Source organism: Stutzerimonas stutzeri (assembly GCF_018138085.1).
GTDB classification, from domain to species: domain Bacteria; phylum Pseudomonadota; class Gammaproteobacteria; order Pseudomonadales; family Pseudomonadaceae; genus Stutzerimonas; species Stutzerimonas stutzeri_AI.
In genome coordinates this window covers 4902256-4916605 of record NZ_CP073105.1, presented here as the reverse complement: position 1 = coordinate 4916605, position 14350 = coordinate 4902256, and the positions used below count along the sequence as shown (strand labels likewise).

Annotated in this window: 10 protein-coding genes; 5 read left to right on the top strand and 5 right to left on the bottom strand. The window is 53.6% G+C overall.

Annotation, left to right across the window (positions count from 1 at the left end; translation table 11 throughout):
- Window positions 1–116: 116 nt before the first annotated feature.
- Window positions 117–1037 (bottom strand): cation diffusion facilitator family transporter, encoded by a 921-nt coding sequence (locus tag KCX70_RS22475; RefSeq protein WP_008569956.1) that lies wholly within the window; start codon window positions 1035–1037, stop codon window positions 117–119.
- 377 nt (window positions 1038–1414) lie between these two features.
- On the opposite strand from KCX70_RS22475, the gene KCX70_RS22470 reads away from it, so the two are divergent.
- Window positions 1415–1744 carry a hypothetical protein gene (locus KCX70_RS22470; RefSeq protein WP_023444715.1) on the top strand — a complete coding sequence of 110 codons (330 nt, stop codon included), beginning with the start codon at window positions 1415–1417 and terminating at the stop codon, window positions 1742–1744.
- A gap of 638 nt (window positions 1745–2382) precedes the next feature.
- Here KCX70_RS22470 and KCX70_RS22460 read toward each other — a convergent pair.
- From KCX70_RS22460 to KCX70_RS22450, 3 genes are read right to left on the bottom strand one after another with little or no spacing between them, the layout of a single operon-like run.
- Window positions 2383–5553, bottom strand: a complete 3171-nt coding sequence (locus tag KCX70_RS22460) for a CusA/CzcA family heavy metal efflux RND transporter (protein WP_015275576.1) — start codon at window positions 5551–5553, stop codon at window positions 2383–2385.
- 17 nt (window positions 5554–5570) lie between these two features.
- On the bottom strand, window positions 5571–6917 hold the full coding sequence (locus tag KCX70_RS22455) for an efflux RND transporter periplasmic adaptor subunit (RefSeq protein WP_015275575.1): 1347 nt from the start codon (window positions 6915–6917) through the stop codon (window positions 5571–5573).
- An 8-nt stretch (window positions 6918–6925) separates the two neighbouring features.
- Window positions 6926–8233: a TolC family protein gene (locus KCX70_RS22450; protein WP_008569960.1), complete on the bottom strand. Its 1308-nt coding sequence runs from the start codon at window positions 8231–8233 to the stop codon at window positions 6926–6928.
- 839 nt (window positions 8234–9072) lie between these two features.
- Between KCX70_RS22450 and KCX70_RS22445 the strand changes: the two genes are divergently transcribed.
- From KCX70_RS22445 to KCX70_RS22435, 3 genes are all read left to right on the top strand, one after another.
- The gene (locus KCX70_RS22445) at window positions 9073–10392 is read left to right on the top strand and encodes an OprD family porin (RefSeq protein ID WP_014822255.1); all 1320 of its coding nucleotides are present in this window, start codon (window positions 9073–9075) and stop codon (window positions 10390–10392) included.
- Window positions 10393–10712: 320 nt separating this feature from the next.
- The gene (locus KCX70_RS22440; protein WP_008569962.1) at window positions 10713–11387 is read left to right on the top strand and encodes a heavy metal response regulator transcription factor; all 675 of its coding nucleotides are present in this window, start codon (window positions 10713–10715) and stop codon (window positions 11385–11387) included.
- Entirely contained in the window at window positions 11384–12757 is a 1374-nt protein-coding gene (locus tag KCX70_RS22435; protein WP_003292663.1) for a heavy metal sensor histidine kinase, read from the top strand. The genes KCX70_RS22440 and KCX70_RS22435 overlap by 4 nt, the downstream gene beginning before the upstream one ends.
- 122 nt (window positions 12758–12879) lie before the next feature.
- On the opposite strand, the gene cadR is transcribed toward KCX70_RS22435, so the two are convergent.
- The gene (gene cadR / locus KCX70_RS22430; protein WP_003292662.1) at window positions 12880–13284 is read right to left on the bottom strand and encodes a Cd(II)/Pb(II)-responsive transcriptional regulator; all 405 of its coding nucleotides are present in this window, start codon (window positions 13282–13284) and stop codon (window positions 12880–12882) included.
- Between the two features lie 92 nt (window positions 13285–13376).
- On the opposite strand from cadR, the gene KCX70_RS22425 reads away from it, so the two are divergent.
- Window positions 13377–14267 (top strand): cation transporter, encoded by an 891-nt coding sequence (locus KCX70_RS22425; protein WP_003292661.1) that lies wholly within the window; start codon window positions 13377–13379, stop codon window positions 14265–14267.
- Window positions 14268–14350 lie beyond the last annotated feature (83 nt).

The window sequence follows — 14350 nt, the reverse complement described above, 5'->3', positions numbered from 1 at the left end:
CCACATGCCGCTAGCATGTCTCTGGTCGAAGACATAGCGCCAACGAGTGATGTCGCAAGTTCACTCCGTTGATATCGAGATAACTGTCTAGCAACAGCGGTGAGCGCAAAGCAGGCTTATGCTTCGCTGCGATGACTGTCGGCCTGCCTGGTGTCGATACAAACACTGCCGTCTAGCTCCATTTCAAGTGTCGAGTGGCTGACTTTGAATCGCTCATGAAGTACACGTTTTAAATCAGTCTTCACTCGTTCAATTTCGGGCAGGCTAGCCTTCTTGATGACAACGTGAGCTTCCAATGCAGTTGAATGTTCGGCAATTTCCCAGACATGTACGTGGTGAACACTCACAACGTCGTCCACTTGCTCCATGACATTGATTATATCAGTGATGGAAACTCCTTCTGGTGCGCCCTCCATTAACAAGTGAATGGTTTTAGGTAGCATGCTAAAGCCCTGCCATAGCACGTAACCAGCAATCATCAGCGTCAGTACAGTATCTGTCCAATACCAGTCATACAGAAGGATTAATGTTCCGGCAATAATAACACCGACGGAGGCCAGCGCATCCGACACATTGTGCAAGAATGCCGCCTTTATATTCATGCTATTCTTAGACATTGTGTAGGTGAGCAAGGCCGTGACGACATCTACAATCAAGGCTATTCCCGCCACCACGACCACTGTCCATCCTTCAATGGGCTGTGGGGCAAAAAACCGACCTATAGCTTCGTAGATGAGGTAGAGACCAACGATAATCAGCGTGACCAAGTTAATCAAAGCCGCTATGGTTTCACTGCGTCGGTAGCCGAAGGTTTTAAAAGCATCTGGCGGTTTGCGACCGATTTTACGTGCGATGAGCGCAATAACCAGTGATGCGGCATCGCTCAAGTTATGTAGCGCGTCAGCTATGAGCGATAAACTGCCAGAAAGTATTCCTCCAACAACTTGTGCCAGAGTTAGCACAGTATTAACGCCAATGGCAGCGATTAAACGCTTATCGCCTATGGCTTCGGTGTTATGGTTATGTTCGTGAGCCATTGGTTTTTAACCGTCCTTAAATAACATAAGACAAGGATAGGGAGCCCAAAAAAGTAATAGATAATACTAGCACCAATACCATCTGGCCTTCCAAACCACACTGACAGAAATGCGACCACTCTCAAGCGAGTTCGTGCATTATCGTCTGAAACTTGCCGATAACTGGCCGATCCCTCTCAAACGTTAAACGACGTTGCTCGCTAATGATAGATGATGCGGCGTCAATCCGAAGATGACAAAATTGTAATCTTCCAATCATTCTTTTCGTAGGATAGGCCCTTGCAGATTGGTGCGCCTCGGTGCTGACATGACGAAGCAAGGCGCTCATGTCACCGCGCAATGGAAGCATTACATTTCAATAATGTAATGCTTGGCTCATGCTGCTGTTAACTTCAATCACGCAAAATTCATTCGAACCTGCAGGGCTCAGCGAGAAAGCTCAGCAAGCCACCTTTGAATTTAGCGAGGACTGCCCTATGAATCTGTTGAAAGCTATTGTTGTTGGTTTGGTAATCTGCGGCTCCGCATTGTCTTATGCAGAAGATGGTTACGACCGCTCAATTAAATTTAATGAAAAATTCCGAGCAGATCAAAAACGAATTCACGGAACCGAATCCGCCAAACGAAAAATAGACGAATTACAGATTAAGGATACCCGCCAAGATCAGAACAATACGGAAAGCAAGAAAGAAACCAAAGCTGACTAACCGCTTCATATCTGAACGATATTCGCCTCCGGCAGCTTCCAATCTCCTTTGGAAGCAGTTGCACTCTAAGCGCCCTTCGGGGCGCTTTTTTGTTTCCATAACTTGCCCGCAACATCGCTACCAGCGAATCGCCCGGAATTTATATAAGCCGTTTCGTTTAAGTCAGGCCGCCATTGCCTGATCTGTTGTTATTAGCCTTCGCAAGGATCATGTCCGAGTGAGCTGAACAGACGCTGTGGCGTACAGCGCACCCATGTCTGGGTCGCTATCTCAAAGGCCTCACGGTTCGCCCATGATTGACGGTGTCAGCTCGGCCTTGCACAGCCCGCTGATCGTTCCAGCCAGGGCTTTGTCGTAGCTATCGCCCTTTGCTGCCGACCGGGGCAGGTCAGTCGCTGTTTGCATAATCCTTCGTCAGCTCACCGTGGGTGAAAGCCATCAGGTCAAGGACGCGTATGTAGCGAAAGTCATACGCACTAAGCGCTGAGCAATTTTTTATTTACCGCTTAGATGCATCAGACTGCGCCACAAAGGCTGTGCTGTCCGCTGCGCCGCTAATGAAACTGCGCTCCGATAATTAACGCGCCCCGTTCTCGCTAGCTAGCAAGAACGGGGCGTTGTGTGCCGCCATCCAATCTCTAGCTTGTTCTGTCAGCGGCCAACGCGATTTCTTGCTCCTCCAATTCGTCTTCGCGTCGATGAGCCATCTGGTAGAGCAACGGCAAAACTAATAGCGTTAGCACCGTTGAGGAGAGAATCCCCCCGATCACCACCGTCGCAAGGGGACGTTGTACCTCTGCACCGGTACCCACATTCAAGGCCATTGGAACGAACCCGAGTGAAGCCACTAAGGCTGTCATCAATACCGGTCGTAGCCGGGTAAGGGCACCTTCGCGGATCGCAGTGTCCAGAGGTAAACCTTGCTCCCGTAGGCTACGGATGAAGGAGATCATTACCAGGCCATTTAGAACGGCGACGCCTGACAGAGCAATAAAGCCAACACCTGCTGAAATGGACAATGGGATATCTCTGAGCCACAGCGCAACAATGCCTCCGGTGAGCGCAAATGGAATCCCTGTAAAGACCAACAAACCGTCTTTGACATTGTTGAACATCATGAAAAGCAGAATGAAGACCAGGAGCAGCGCCACGGGGACGACAATCTGCAGCCGCTTCGTTGCCGATTCAAGCTGCTCAAAGGTACCGCCCCAGTCGATCCAATAACCTGCCGGGATATCTACCTGGGCCTGGATTTTCTGTTCTGCCTCAGATACGAATGATCCAATGTCACGACCACGGACGTTTGCACTGACGACAATTCGCCGTTTCCCTTCTTCTCTACTGATCTGATTCGGACCGGGGGCCAAATCCAGGGTGGCCACCTCGCCGAGGGGGATATAACTTATGGTGCTGTTTAATTCCCTTGGAAGGGCAATTGGAAGCCGCTCAATTGCGGCGAGATCGCTGCGTATCTCGTCCGGTAAACGAACCACGATATCGAAACGCCGATCTCCTTGAAACAAGGTGCCTGCCTCTCGGCCACCGATAGCTACTGCAACCGCTTGCTGGACGGTATCTAGACTCAGGCCGTATCGTGCGATCTGATCGCGATCGATATCAATCGTGAGCATGGGAAGGCCAGTCGTCTGCTCGACCGTAACCTCTGAAGCGCCTGGTACTTGTCCTAGCACCTCGGATACTTCCGCCGCCGTGCTGTTAAGAACGTCCATGTCATCACCATAGATTTTCACGGCTACCGCGGCACGAACTCCGGAAATCAGCTCGTTGAAACGCAGCTGAATCGGCTGGGAAAACTCGTAGTTATTGCCCGGCAACTCAGCGGCGGATGCTTGCACCTCGCTTAAGAGCTGATTACGCGACTTGCCTGGATCCGGCCACTGTTCTTGTGGCTTCAGCATGACGTACCCGTCAGAGATATTTGGAGGCATAGCATCCGATGCCACTTCCGCAGTGCCAGTTCGCGCAAATATGCGTTCAATCTCCGGAAACTCATCCATAAGCTTTCGCTCCAGCTGCTGCTGCATCTCTACAGACTGACTAAGACTGGTAGCTGGTACACGAAGGGCTTGGATAGCGAAGTCTCCCTCGTTGAGGCTAGGCACGAATTCACTGCCCATACGTGACCCTACGAGGCCAGAAAGTATGACTACAACTACCGCAAAGGTGAGCACTGCTGGCTTGTTGGCCATTACCGCATCGAGCGCAGGTGCGTAGGCCCGTTTAGCATTGCGGATTAGAAAGTTTTCCTTTTCCGTAACCCGCTTACCGATAAAGAGCGCAACGGCCGCCGGGACGAACGTCACCGAAAGGATTATCGCCCCGAATAGCGCTGTCACTACGGTAAACGCCATGGGCGTGAACATCTTACCTTCTACCCCTGTAAGGGCGAATATCGGCAGATACACGATCATAATGATCAGCTGCCCATACAATAGAGGCCGACGCACTTCCTTTGCCGCAGCGAATACTTCATGAAGCCGTTCGGACAGTGTTAATGCCCGTCCGTGATGGGACTGAGCGTGTGCAAGTCGACGCACGCAGTTCTCAACAATCACCACGGCTCCATCGATAATGATGCCGAAATCCAATGCGCCTAGGCTCATCAGGTTGGCGCTGACCTGATTGGCTACCATGCCGGTGAACGTGAAGAGCATAGAAAGCGGTATCACAAGCGCGGTTAGGATCGCCGCCCGGATATTGCCTAAGAAGAGAAAAAGTATAACCACAACAAGAATGGCACCCTCAGTGAGGTTCTTCTTAACGGTGGATATAGCTTTGTCTACGAGTACAGTTCGATCGTAGACAGTAATTGCCTTTACGCCTTCCGGAAGCGAAAGGTTTATCTCTTTCATCTTGTCGTCGACAGCCCTTGAAACTACTCGGCTATTTTCACCGATAAGCATGAAGGCCGTACCTAGTACCACTTCGCGGCCATTCTCGGTGGCTGCGCCAGTGCGGAGCTCCTTTCCAACCTCGACCGTCGCAACGTCGCGGATACGCACTGGGGTACCGTCAACGTTGCTAATAAGGGTATCGCGGATGTCCTCCACAGACTGCATTTGTCCTGGAGCGCGAACAAGATACTGCTCGCCGCGCTTTTCAATATATCCGGCACCTAGATTGTTATTGTTTTGCTCAACCGCCTCGATCAAATCTTGTAGTGTTAGTCCAAACGACCGCAAAGTGTCTGGGTTGGGGGCGATCTGATATTCCTTCGCATATCCTCCGATCGTATTGATCTCAGTAACACCAGGTACATTTCGGACTTGCGGTTTGATGATCCAATCTTGAATCTCACGCAAGTCAGCAGGGGTATACGGCGTACCGTCCGATTTGGTGGCACCTTCCTCAGCTTCAACCGTCCAAAAATAGATTTCGCCAAGCCCAGTGGAAATAGGGCCAAGTGTTGGAGTGACGCCATCTGGGAGCTGATCTTTGGCCCCTCCCAGGCGCTCGTTCACAAGTTGGCGGGCAAAATAGATGTCAGTGCCTTCCTCAAAAATAACTGTGATCTGAGAAAGTCCATATCGAGACAAGGATCGTGTCTGCTCGAGCTTGGGCAGCCCAGCCATTACCGTCTCGAGCGGGTAGGTAATACGCTGCTCCACTTCCAGCGGGGAATAACCTGGCGCCGCAGTGTTGATTTGCACCTGTACGTTGGTGATATCCGGGACAGCATCGATAGGCAGCTTTTGGTAGCTGTAAGCTCCTAACGCTGCCATGCCAAGCACGGCTAGCATAACCAACCAGCGATGCTCGATAGAAAAACGAATGATACGTTCGAACACGATTCTATAACTCCGTATCAGTGAGCATGCGAGGCGCTGGCTTTGCCAAGCTCGGACTTGATGATGAAGCTGTTATCCAAGGCATAGCGCGCTCCGGGCTGGAGGCCTTCCTTGATTTCGACCGCGTCACTATCGCTGCGGCCACTCACGATTGGCTGAGCAGCAAAGCCATGGTCGGTCCGTACAAACACCACCGGCTTTTCTTCCAATGTGTGGATCGCATCAGGACTTACTGCGACTGGCACGGATGCTTCGCCAGCGCCTACCTGCACTTTGACGAACAGGCCGGGGCGCCAAACCCCTTCAGGGTTGGGAAGTGTGACCCGGGCGGTAGCGGCGCGGCTTTGCTGACCAACAAGTGAGCCGACATAAGAAACGGTTCCATTGGCACTGGACTCGAATGCTGTGGCCTCGATAACGGCATTGCTGCCTACTCGTACCGCGCTGAGTGCATTGGCAGGAACGCTGATATCTGCCCACACGGTGGAGAGATCGGAAATGATGAATATCTGGTCATCGGTATTGACTGACTCACCGAGCGTGATGTCCTTCTCAACGATCATCCCATCGAACGGCGCCCTGAGTTCGTAGCGGCTCAATGCGTCTGGCTTGCCAGCATCACTGCCAAGCGCTTGTAGCTGTGCGTTTGCATTCGCAACAGTCAGCTCTGCTTCCCGTAAAGCCTGTTGTGCCTGTAAATAATCCTGTTCCGCAGAAATACGCTCTTCCCATAGCTCCTTTTCGCGTCGATAGGTTTTTTGAGCCAATGCAAGACGTTTTTGCGCCGCGTAGAACTCGCTTCTACGTTCCGACAGGTCTGTACTCGCGATCACAGCAAGTACTTGCCCCTGTTTCACCTGTTCGCCCAAATCGACTTTGACCGCTTCAACGACACCTGAGAGACGAGGCACAACTTGCGCTGTGCGGTCTTGGTTGAATGTAATTTCGCCAGGCAGCTCAATTGCGCTTTTTATCTTTGCGGGCTGAGCAGTTGCCAGTGAGATGCCGGCGGCTAGGATTTGTGTCTCTGAGAGTTCTACCTCTGCTGTTTCAGTATGCTCCGCTCCCTCGGGCTCATCTTCATGCTCATCTTTCTCTGCCGCACCGACCTCGTGATCGCTATCGGCGCCTCCTTCATCATGGCCATGATCTCCTTCGGCTTCTGCATCCTCATCCGAATGCCCTTCATCCTCATGCTCCGATTCGTCACCATGCTCGCTATGTGCGTCGCCCGCATCGGGCACAGCTGGACTACTGCGAAGAAGCAATCCGCCAAGCATAAGTGCCACGCTTAATATGACGACGATCCAAAAAATCTGCTTCTTGTGACCAGCCAAGGAAGATGTATTCGATTTACTTTTCATATGGATTCCTATGGCTGAGTGGCCGAGGTGATAACGGCCGACCCATCTCCGACAATTCGCGAGATTTCTGCCGCCGCCTGGTTAGCTTGTGATAGCGCAGACAGGTACTGAGATCGGGCTTGGAAAAGCGTGCGTTGAGCATCCAGTACGTCAAGGAACGTGAATTTTCCAAGTTCGAACCCCTTGCTGGCAGCTTCATAAGCGCTTTGGGCACTGGGGAGCATGTCGTTGCGCAACAGTTCAAACTGCTGGCGAGCAGTGCGCAGCCGCATGTGCGCTTGGGAAAGTTCGCTTTTCAGGCGTATATGGACGGCGTTGAGCTCGTCCTGCGCCTGGTAGGCCCGTTCCTGCGCTGCTCCGATGTTGCCTTGGTTTCGATCAAACAACGGCAGGGGCATCGAGATACTCACCAATCCCAGCGTGCCGTTATATTCATCTGAGCGTTGGGCACCTACGCTAACCGTCACGTTAGAAAAGCGATTCGTCCTTTCCAGCTTTAACGCAGCCCGACGTCTTTCAGCCTCCCGACGCGCGCGGGTTAGTTGGGCGGAATCGTTCAAACGGCTATAAAGCTCAGCTAGCTCGGGAAGAGGAGGCACTGCCTCTGCCGGCTCTTTTACTCGCTCAAAGCGTGGCTGTGGATTTCCCCAGTTGGCCGCCAGCCGAGTGCGCGCAGCTTCGAGTTCAGCTGTGGCCTGGGCAAGCTCTACTTGCACTCCAGTAGCCGCAACCCGCGCCCGGGTTTCCTCTACGGGAGAAACCATGCCGGCCCTCACACGTCGATTGGCCACGTTCACTGCTTGCTTCGCAAGCTTTGAAGCAGCCTGAGCGAGGTCCAGCCGTTCTTGAGCAGTAAGCACATCGTAGTACGCGCCCATCACTGCCCCCCTCAGTCGAGCTTGGGCGTCCTGTAGGTCAGCAGCTGCTACGTCCAAGGCTCGTTGCGCCGCCTCAATACGAGCCGAACGTTTACCACCCAGCTCTATTTCTTGGCTCAGTTCAAGCGTGGTCTCCGGGGCATCGCCCCGGATTCCCTCCTGGCTAGCGGACAATATTGGATTCGGACGTGCTCCGGCTTGGCTAATTAATGCGCGAGAAGCAGCCAGCTCACGTCTTGCAACAGCCAGTTCAGGGCTTGCAGAGCTAGCGAGTTCCAAGGCGCGTAGAAAGCTTATGGATTCGACAGACTCAACGGGGAATGTATTTGACACACCGACAGGTAAGGTCTGTGTGAAGGTCGGCAACTCTAAGGGTTGCGCAAAGGCGAGATTGCACGACAACGTCGTCAACCCCAGCGAGAAAAGAGCTTTTCGCACCGAAATCTCCTAAAAAAAGGGAAGGTTCGGTGAGACGTCAGATACAGATAAATGGCGCTTACTGGTTACTTTGGCGTCCCACCGGTTTTGCACCGATGCGCCAATTAGGTTTCTCAGGACGCCCCGCTTCAGCCGATGCGTAGCTAGCAGAAGGAAACGGTTTCAAGCTCATTGATAATACCGAACCAGGACAGATCCCTTTCGTTATAAGCGGCTTGATATGGTCGCCATGAAAGACACAGTCTCCATCCAGACTGATTTTTTTTGCGGCTTTTGACGATCCTTCCTCGTCAGTACCCAGAGACTCGTGCGGATGTTCGTGATGTCCAAGATGATTTGCTGCCGAACCATCCTCATGACTGCAGCTCGTGCTAACAACTGCCCATGATGATTGCAATGGGAACAAGGCTAGCAACATCAGCAAAACTATTTTTCTCATCCAAGGCAAAACGATGACTTCCTGGTTTAGATGTCGAATCCAATCATAAGAACTACCCCCGCCAAGACGCGAAACACATGCGCCTCTACTGCGATAGTGATTCGCCCTGAATTTAGTAGACAAATACACGAAAGCGTTTTTATCAGCCTTGCCAAGCCGGCGAGATAGCTGATGGCTATGGGGTGGTGACTTTAAATAAGTGTGGATAACGACCTGGTGACCGCAACATTACAAATCTGTAATCGAAGGAGTGCGCGATTCGGCTTCCTCAGATTACAAAATAGTCATTTGCCGCTAATCCTGCCGTCATCTCTAGGGGAAGAACATGGCCAAGCGCTAAAAACAAAAAGGCGAAAGGCGTCATTCGAGCACTGACCTGCCGTACATAAGGAGCATCATCATGAGCAAAAAGGCCGTTTTTTCGCTGACAGCCCTTTCACTGGCATTGGGCAGCGCCCCGGTCTTTGCCCAATCGGAAACAGCCGAGGGCTTCATCGAAGGCAGCACGCTATCGCTGATAAATCGCAACTTCTATTTCAATCGGGATTTTCGCGACGGTGAGAGTGCCGCCGGCAATGGCTACTCCGAGGAATGGGCCCACGGATTGATGGCCTTCTTCGAGTCCGGATATACCCAAGGCTCGGTAGGGATTGGCTTCGACGCTTTCGCCATGCTCGGCCTCAAGCTCGACTCCGGTTCGGGGCGCTCCGGTGTGGGCGGCAGCATCGACCTGCTTCCCCACGACAGCGCTGGCGATCCTGAGGATGACTTCACACGGGTGGGGGGCGCGGTGAAAGCACGCTTGCTGGACACCGAGATCAAGGCCGGCGATGTATTTCCCACTACACCTGTCGTGCACTTCGGCGACTCTCGGCTGCTGCCGGAGTCTTTCAAGGGTGTCACCGTTGTGAACAACTCGCTGGACGACCTCACCCTTCAGGGAGGCCGCTTGCACGCGATGAGCCAGCCCAACACCAGTAACATGAACGAAGACTTCGTCACCTTCTACGGCGGGGGCGTAGACGCGCCTTGGCTCGGCTACGCAGGCGGTGACTACAGCGTGAATGAAAATATCAGTCTTAGCCTGTACACCAGCCGCCTCAAAGATGCCTGGAACCAGCATTACTTCGGTGCGTCGGCCACCTATCCGCTCTCCGATATCGTCGCGCTGCTGGCCAGCTTCAACTATTACAAGGCAACCGACGAAGGCCGTGAGTTGCTGGGCGAGTTCAACAACAACATCTGGAGCTCCAGCCTGGGTGTCGCCTTCGGCGCGCACACCGTCACGGCGTCGTATCAGCGAAACAACGGTAACAACGACTTTGACTACTTGCGCCAGGCGGACTCGATCTACCTGAACAACTCCATTCAGTACAGTGATTTCAACTCACCTAAAGAGCAGTCCTGGATGCTGCGCTACGACCTGAACATGGCGGAGTACGGCATACCCGGGCTTACTTTCATGACCCGCTACGCCCGCGGTTGGGGCGCCGATTACAGCAACGCGAACGAGGTGTACATGCGCCAAGACGATAACGGTGCGCCGCTGACGGGACAGAACCGCTGGGAACGCGACGTCGAAGCCCGCTACGTTGTACAGACTGGCTCTCTCAAGGATTTGTCTCTGCGGGTGCGCCAGGCTACCACGCGGGCGACTGCTTTCGAGTCCGACCTCGATGAGGTCCGATTCATCGCCGAGTACCCTCTCTCGATCTTGTGAAACACCATGAGCAACACCACATCTTCTTTAGTTTTGCTCCCTTGGTTTGAAGATGTGTTTCAGGCGCCCATCAGGGCGCCTTTTTTCGTTTGGTGCACCCGCTCGCGCTGCGGGTCAACCAAATGACCGGTAGATTACAAATTCGCAAGATAGCCCTCACAGGGCTTTTACCGCGTTAAAGTGCTTCCCGCTTCCCTGGGCAGATCTTTTCGCCTCTGCCTTTCACGCTAGAGCCAAGCCGCTTTCGTCTTGACCTAGTTACTACATGGATTTTTTTGGTTCCGCTTACCGCGCACCTCCTTGCCGAGTTACCTCAAAACATGCGCATCCTGGTTGTCGAAGACGAGATCAAAGCTGCGGAATACTTGCAGCAGGGTCTTATCGAATGTGGTTACTTGGTCGATTGCGTAAGTGATGGCCTCGATGGGTTTCACCTGGCACTGCAGAACGACTATGACATCGTGCTGCTAGATGTGAATCTGCCAACCATGGATGGGTGGGAGGTTCTCGAACTCATCAGGCGGCGTAAGCAGACACGCGTCATCATGCTGACTGCCAATGGCCGCTTAGAGCAAAAAGTCCGCGGCTTGGAATCGGGCGCCGACGACTATCTGGTCAAGCCGTTCCAGTTCCCCGAGCTGCTTGCCCGTATCCGGACACTGTTGCGGCGAGGCGAGGCAGTCACACTTCCGAGCAACCTGCGTGTAGCCGACCTCGAACTGGACCCGGCCCGGCATAGGGCTTACCGGAGCGGTCAGCGTATCGACCTCACCAGCAAAGAATTTGCGTTATTGCATCTGCTCATGCGCCGGACTGGCGAAGTCCTCACGCGTACGGAAATAACTGCCATGGTGTGGGACATCAATTTCGACTGCGATACCAATGTGGTGGATGTTGCGATTCGTCGCCTGCGGATGAAAGTGGACGAACCCTTCGGCGATCGCCTGATACACACCATCCGGGGTGTGGGCTACGTGCTGGAGGCGCGGCCTTGAAGCCACTCAGCCTCGCATCGCGTCTCGCGCTTCAAATCACACTGACCGGCGCCGCTTTGGTCGCGCTGCTGATTGCACTGAGCTACTGGGTACTGGTGCGCCAACTGGAACTGCGCGCCCAGGAGGAAGTGACGGCCAAGCTCTCTCAGATCGATCATGGACTCCTCGAAGACACCAAAGCCCGTATGGGCCGCTCCTGGCAACACGCATTGAGCGATACCGTACTCGGCCATGACAACCTTTCGATTACGGTCATCGGCGATACAGCGAAATCACCCATTTTCAGTATCGGCCGATTCGCCAATGCGCCGCAGCAGCTGGATCTCGTGAGCAGGGACGGCGACTATCTTGGCTGGACAACGAAAGATGGCGTGCAGATGCTAACCGGGCGCAAGCAAATCCAAGTCCCGGGACTGGCTCCAATGACGCTTTTACTTTCGCAAGATCGCAGTGCCGATCAACGGCTGGTGGCTGCATTCCTGCGCTCGGCCTTAGTGACCGTGCCGATGCTACTGATATTGATCGGATTGGCTGGATGGCTAATCGCCCAAAATGGCTTGCGGCCGCTTCGCAAGTTCCGGGCCTTGGCGACTAAGGTATCTACACAGGATCTATCACCTCGAATCCGCACCGATCGGCTTCCGCAAGAGCTCCAGGCATTGGCGCACAGCCTCAACGTAATGCTTCATCGACTCGATGACGGCGTTCAGCAACTGTCACAATTCTCGGACGATGTGGCTCATGAGTTAAAAACTCCGCTGAACAACCTGATAGGCAAGGCGCAGGTGACTTTGGTGCGTGAGCGAAGCAAGGAGCATTATCGGGAGGTGATCGAGTCGTCGGTTGAAGAACTCGAACGCATGGATCGAATCGTGTCAGACATGCTGTTTCTCGCCCAGGCCAGCCACGCCAGCCCAGCACTGAAGCTCGAACAATTATCTTTAGGAAGCGAGGCGAGGCGCGTATGTGAATACTTCGAAGTCCTTGCCGAAGAAGCGGGAGTCGCTACGACAGTAACGGGCGATGCCATGATTTTGGGAAATCGACTTATGGTCCAGCGGGCCATTTCCAACCTGCTATCCAACGCGCTGCGGCATTCAAATACTGGCAGTACGGTCGAACTTAAGATCCTTGAGGAGGACGTAGACATCGTCTCGCTGGCTGTCACCAATCATGGCGCGACTATCGAATCGGATCATCTCCCACATCTGTTCGACCGCTTTTACCGCGTTAACGGCATACAACCTCGCGGGGCAGGATTGGGGCTAGCGATTGTCCGCTCAGTGATGAACCTCCACAAAGGCCACGTGGCCGTCGCCAGCAAAGACGGTCGGACCACGTTTGAACTCACGTTTCCTCGGCAGGCCTGACTCAAAGTGATACCGCACGGAGACAGCCATCACTACGAAGGGGCAAAAACCACAGGGACAAACAACCATTTCGAGGGCATGCGCGTTGGCCGGGTAACCAGGCCCGCAAGCCCCAACGCCGTTCATTTAATGCATGCGTCCTCGCTAATTCCGGCGAGAATGCCGCAAGCCTCAACTTCCCGCCCATCGTTGCAATTAGCCCGCAGTGAAACGAGTTGTCGTTCGAGTGATTGCAGAGCGGTTATCTGGGATCTGACTTGAGAAATGTGATCATCGAGTAAGGCATTGACGGCCGTACAAGGCTGGCGAGGGTCATCCTGGTAGCTTTGGAGTGCGTGAATCTCTGGAAGTGACAGATTCAAGATTCGGCAGCGCCGGATGAAAGCTAGCCGCTCGCCATGCTTCTCGGTGTAGACACGATAGCCGTTCGCCTGGCGATCAGGCGGTGGCAACAAGCCCTGCTGCTCATAGAAGCGGATCGTCTGTGTATCAATCCCTATTAGCCTTGCTAACTGACCAATGCGCATCGTGTGAATCCTCATCGGCTCTGCGTTATTGACCTTATAGTAGCTATAAGGCTTTTAATGATCCCATCTTCGATTTCAAGTGGAGCCGTATCATGAGCAAGTCCGATGGTCCCTGCGGCTGCGATGCGACACCAGCCGCTGATGCCGATATGCAAAACCCTTCCGATACGACGGGGCAATGGGTCAGTGTTTACGCCGTGCCCAAGATGGATTGTCCATCAGAAGAGCGAATGATCCGCTTGGCGCTGAATGGTTTGGACGGAGTTCGGAAGCTGACTTTTGATCTGTCGGACCGTCGGTTAGATGTCATGCATGACAGTGCCGTTGAGCCCATAACCAAAAAGCTGGCGACGTTAGGGCTAGGCGCCACTCTTCAGAAAACTGTCGCGGCAGACCCTGAGATGATCAAAGCCGCCGAGAATCCGGCGAACTCTACACAGGAATCCCGCTCCCTACGTTTACTGTTAGGCATCAACGCCTTCATGTTCGTGGTAGAGATGACTGCTGGCCTGATTGCCAGGTCCGCGGGTCTGATTGCCGATTCGCTCGACATGTTCGCTGACGCGGCAGTGTACGGCCTGGCCCTTTATGCGGTTGGGCGCAGCGTCAATCTGCAGGTGCGTGCTGCACACCTTGCTGGTGTGCTCCAGCTGATTTTGGCCCTCGGCGTGCTCGTAGAGGTGATCAGACGCTTTATATTCGGCAGCGAGCCCGAGTCGCTGATAATGATGGCCGTCGCGTTCCTGGCATTGCTCGCCAACACGGGTTGTTTGCTGCTGATTTCCAAACACCGGGAAGGTGGTGCTCACATGAAAGCGAGCTGGATATTCTCCGCCAATGATGTGGTCATCAACATGGGCGTCATAGTCGCCGGAGCGCTCGTCGCTTGGACTGGGTCCAACTACCCAGACCTGATTATCGGTACCGTCGTGGGATTCATCGTTCTCAACGGCGCTCGGCGTATTCTGGCGCTCAAGGGTTGAAGGAGCTCCCGTTACAGAAAAAGGGTGTCTTCATGCCTGTAAGCCATCCGGGTCTAGCGGCGTCAGCTAAAACTGGCGACGCC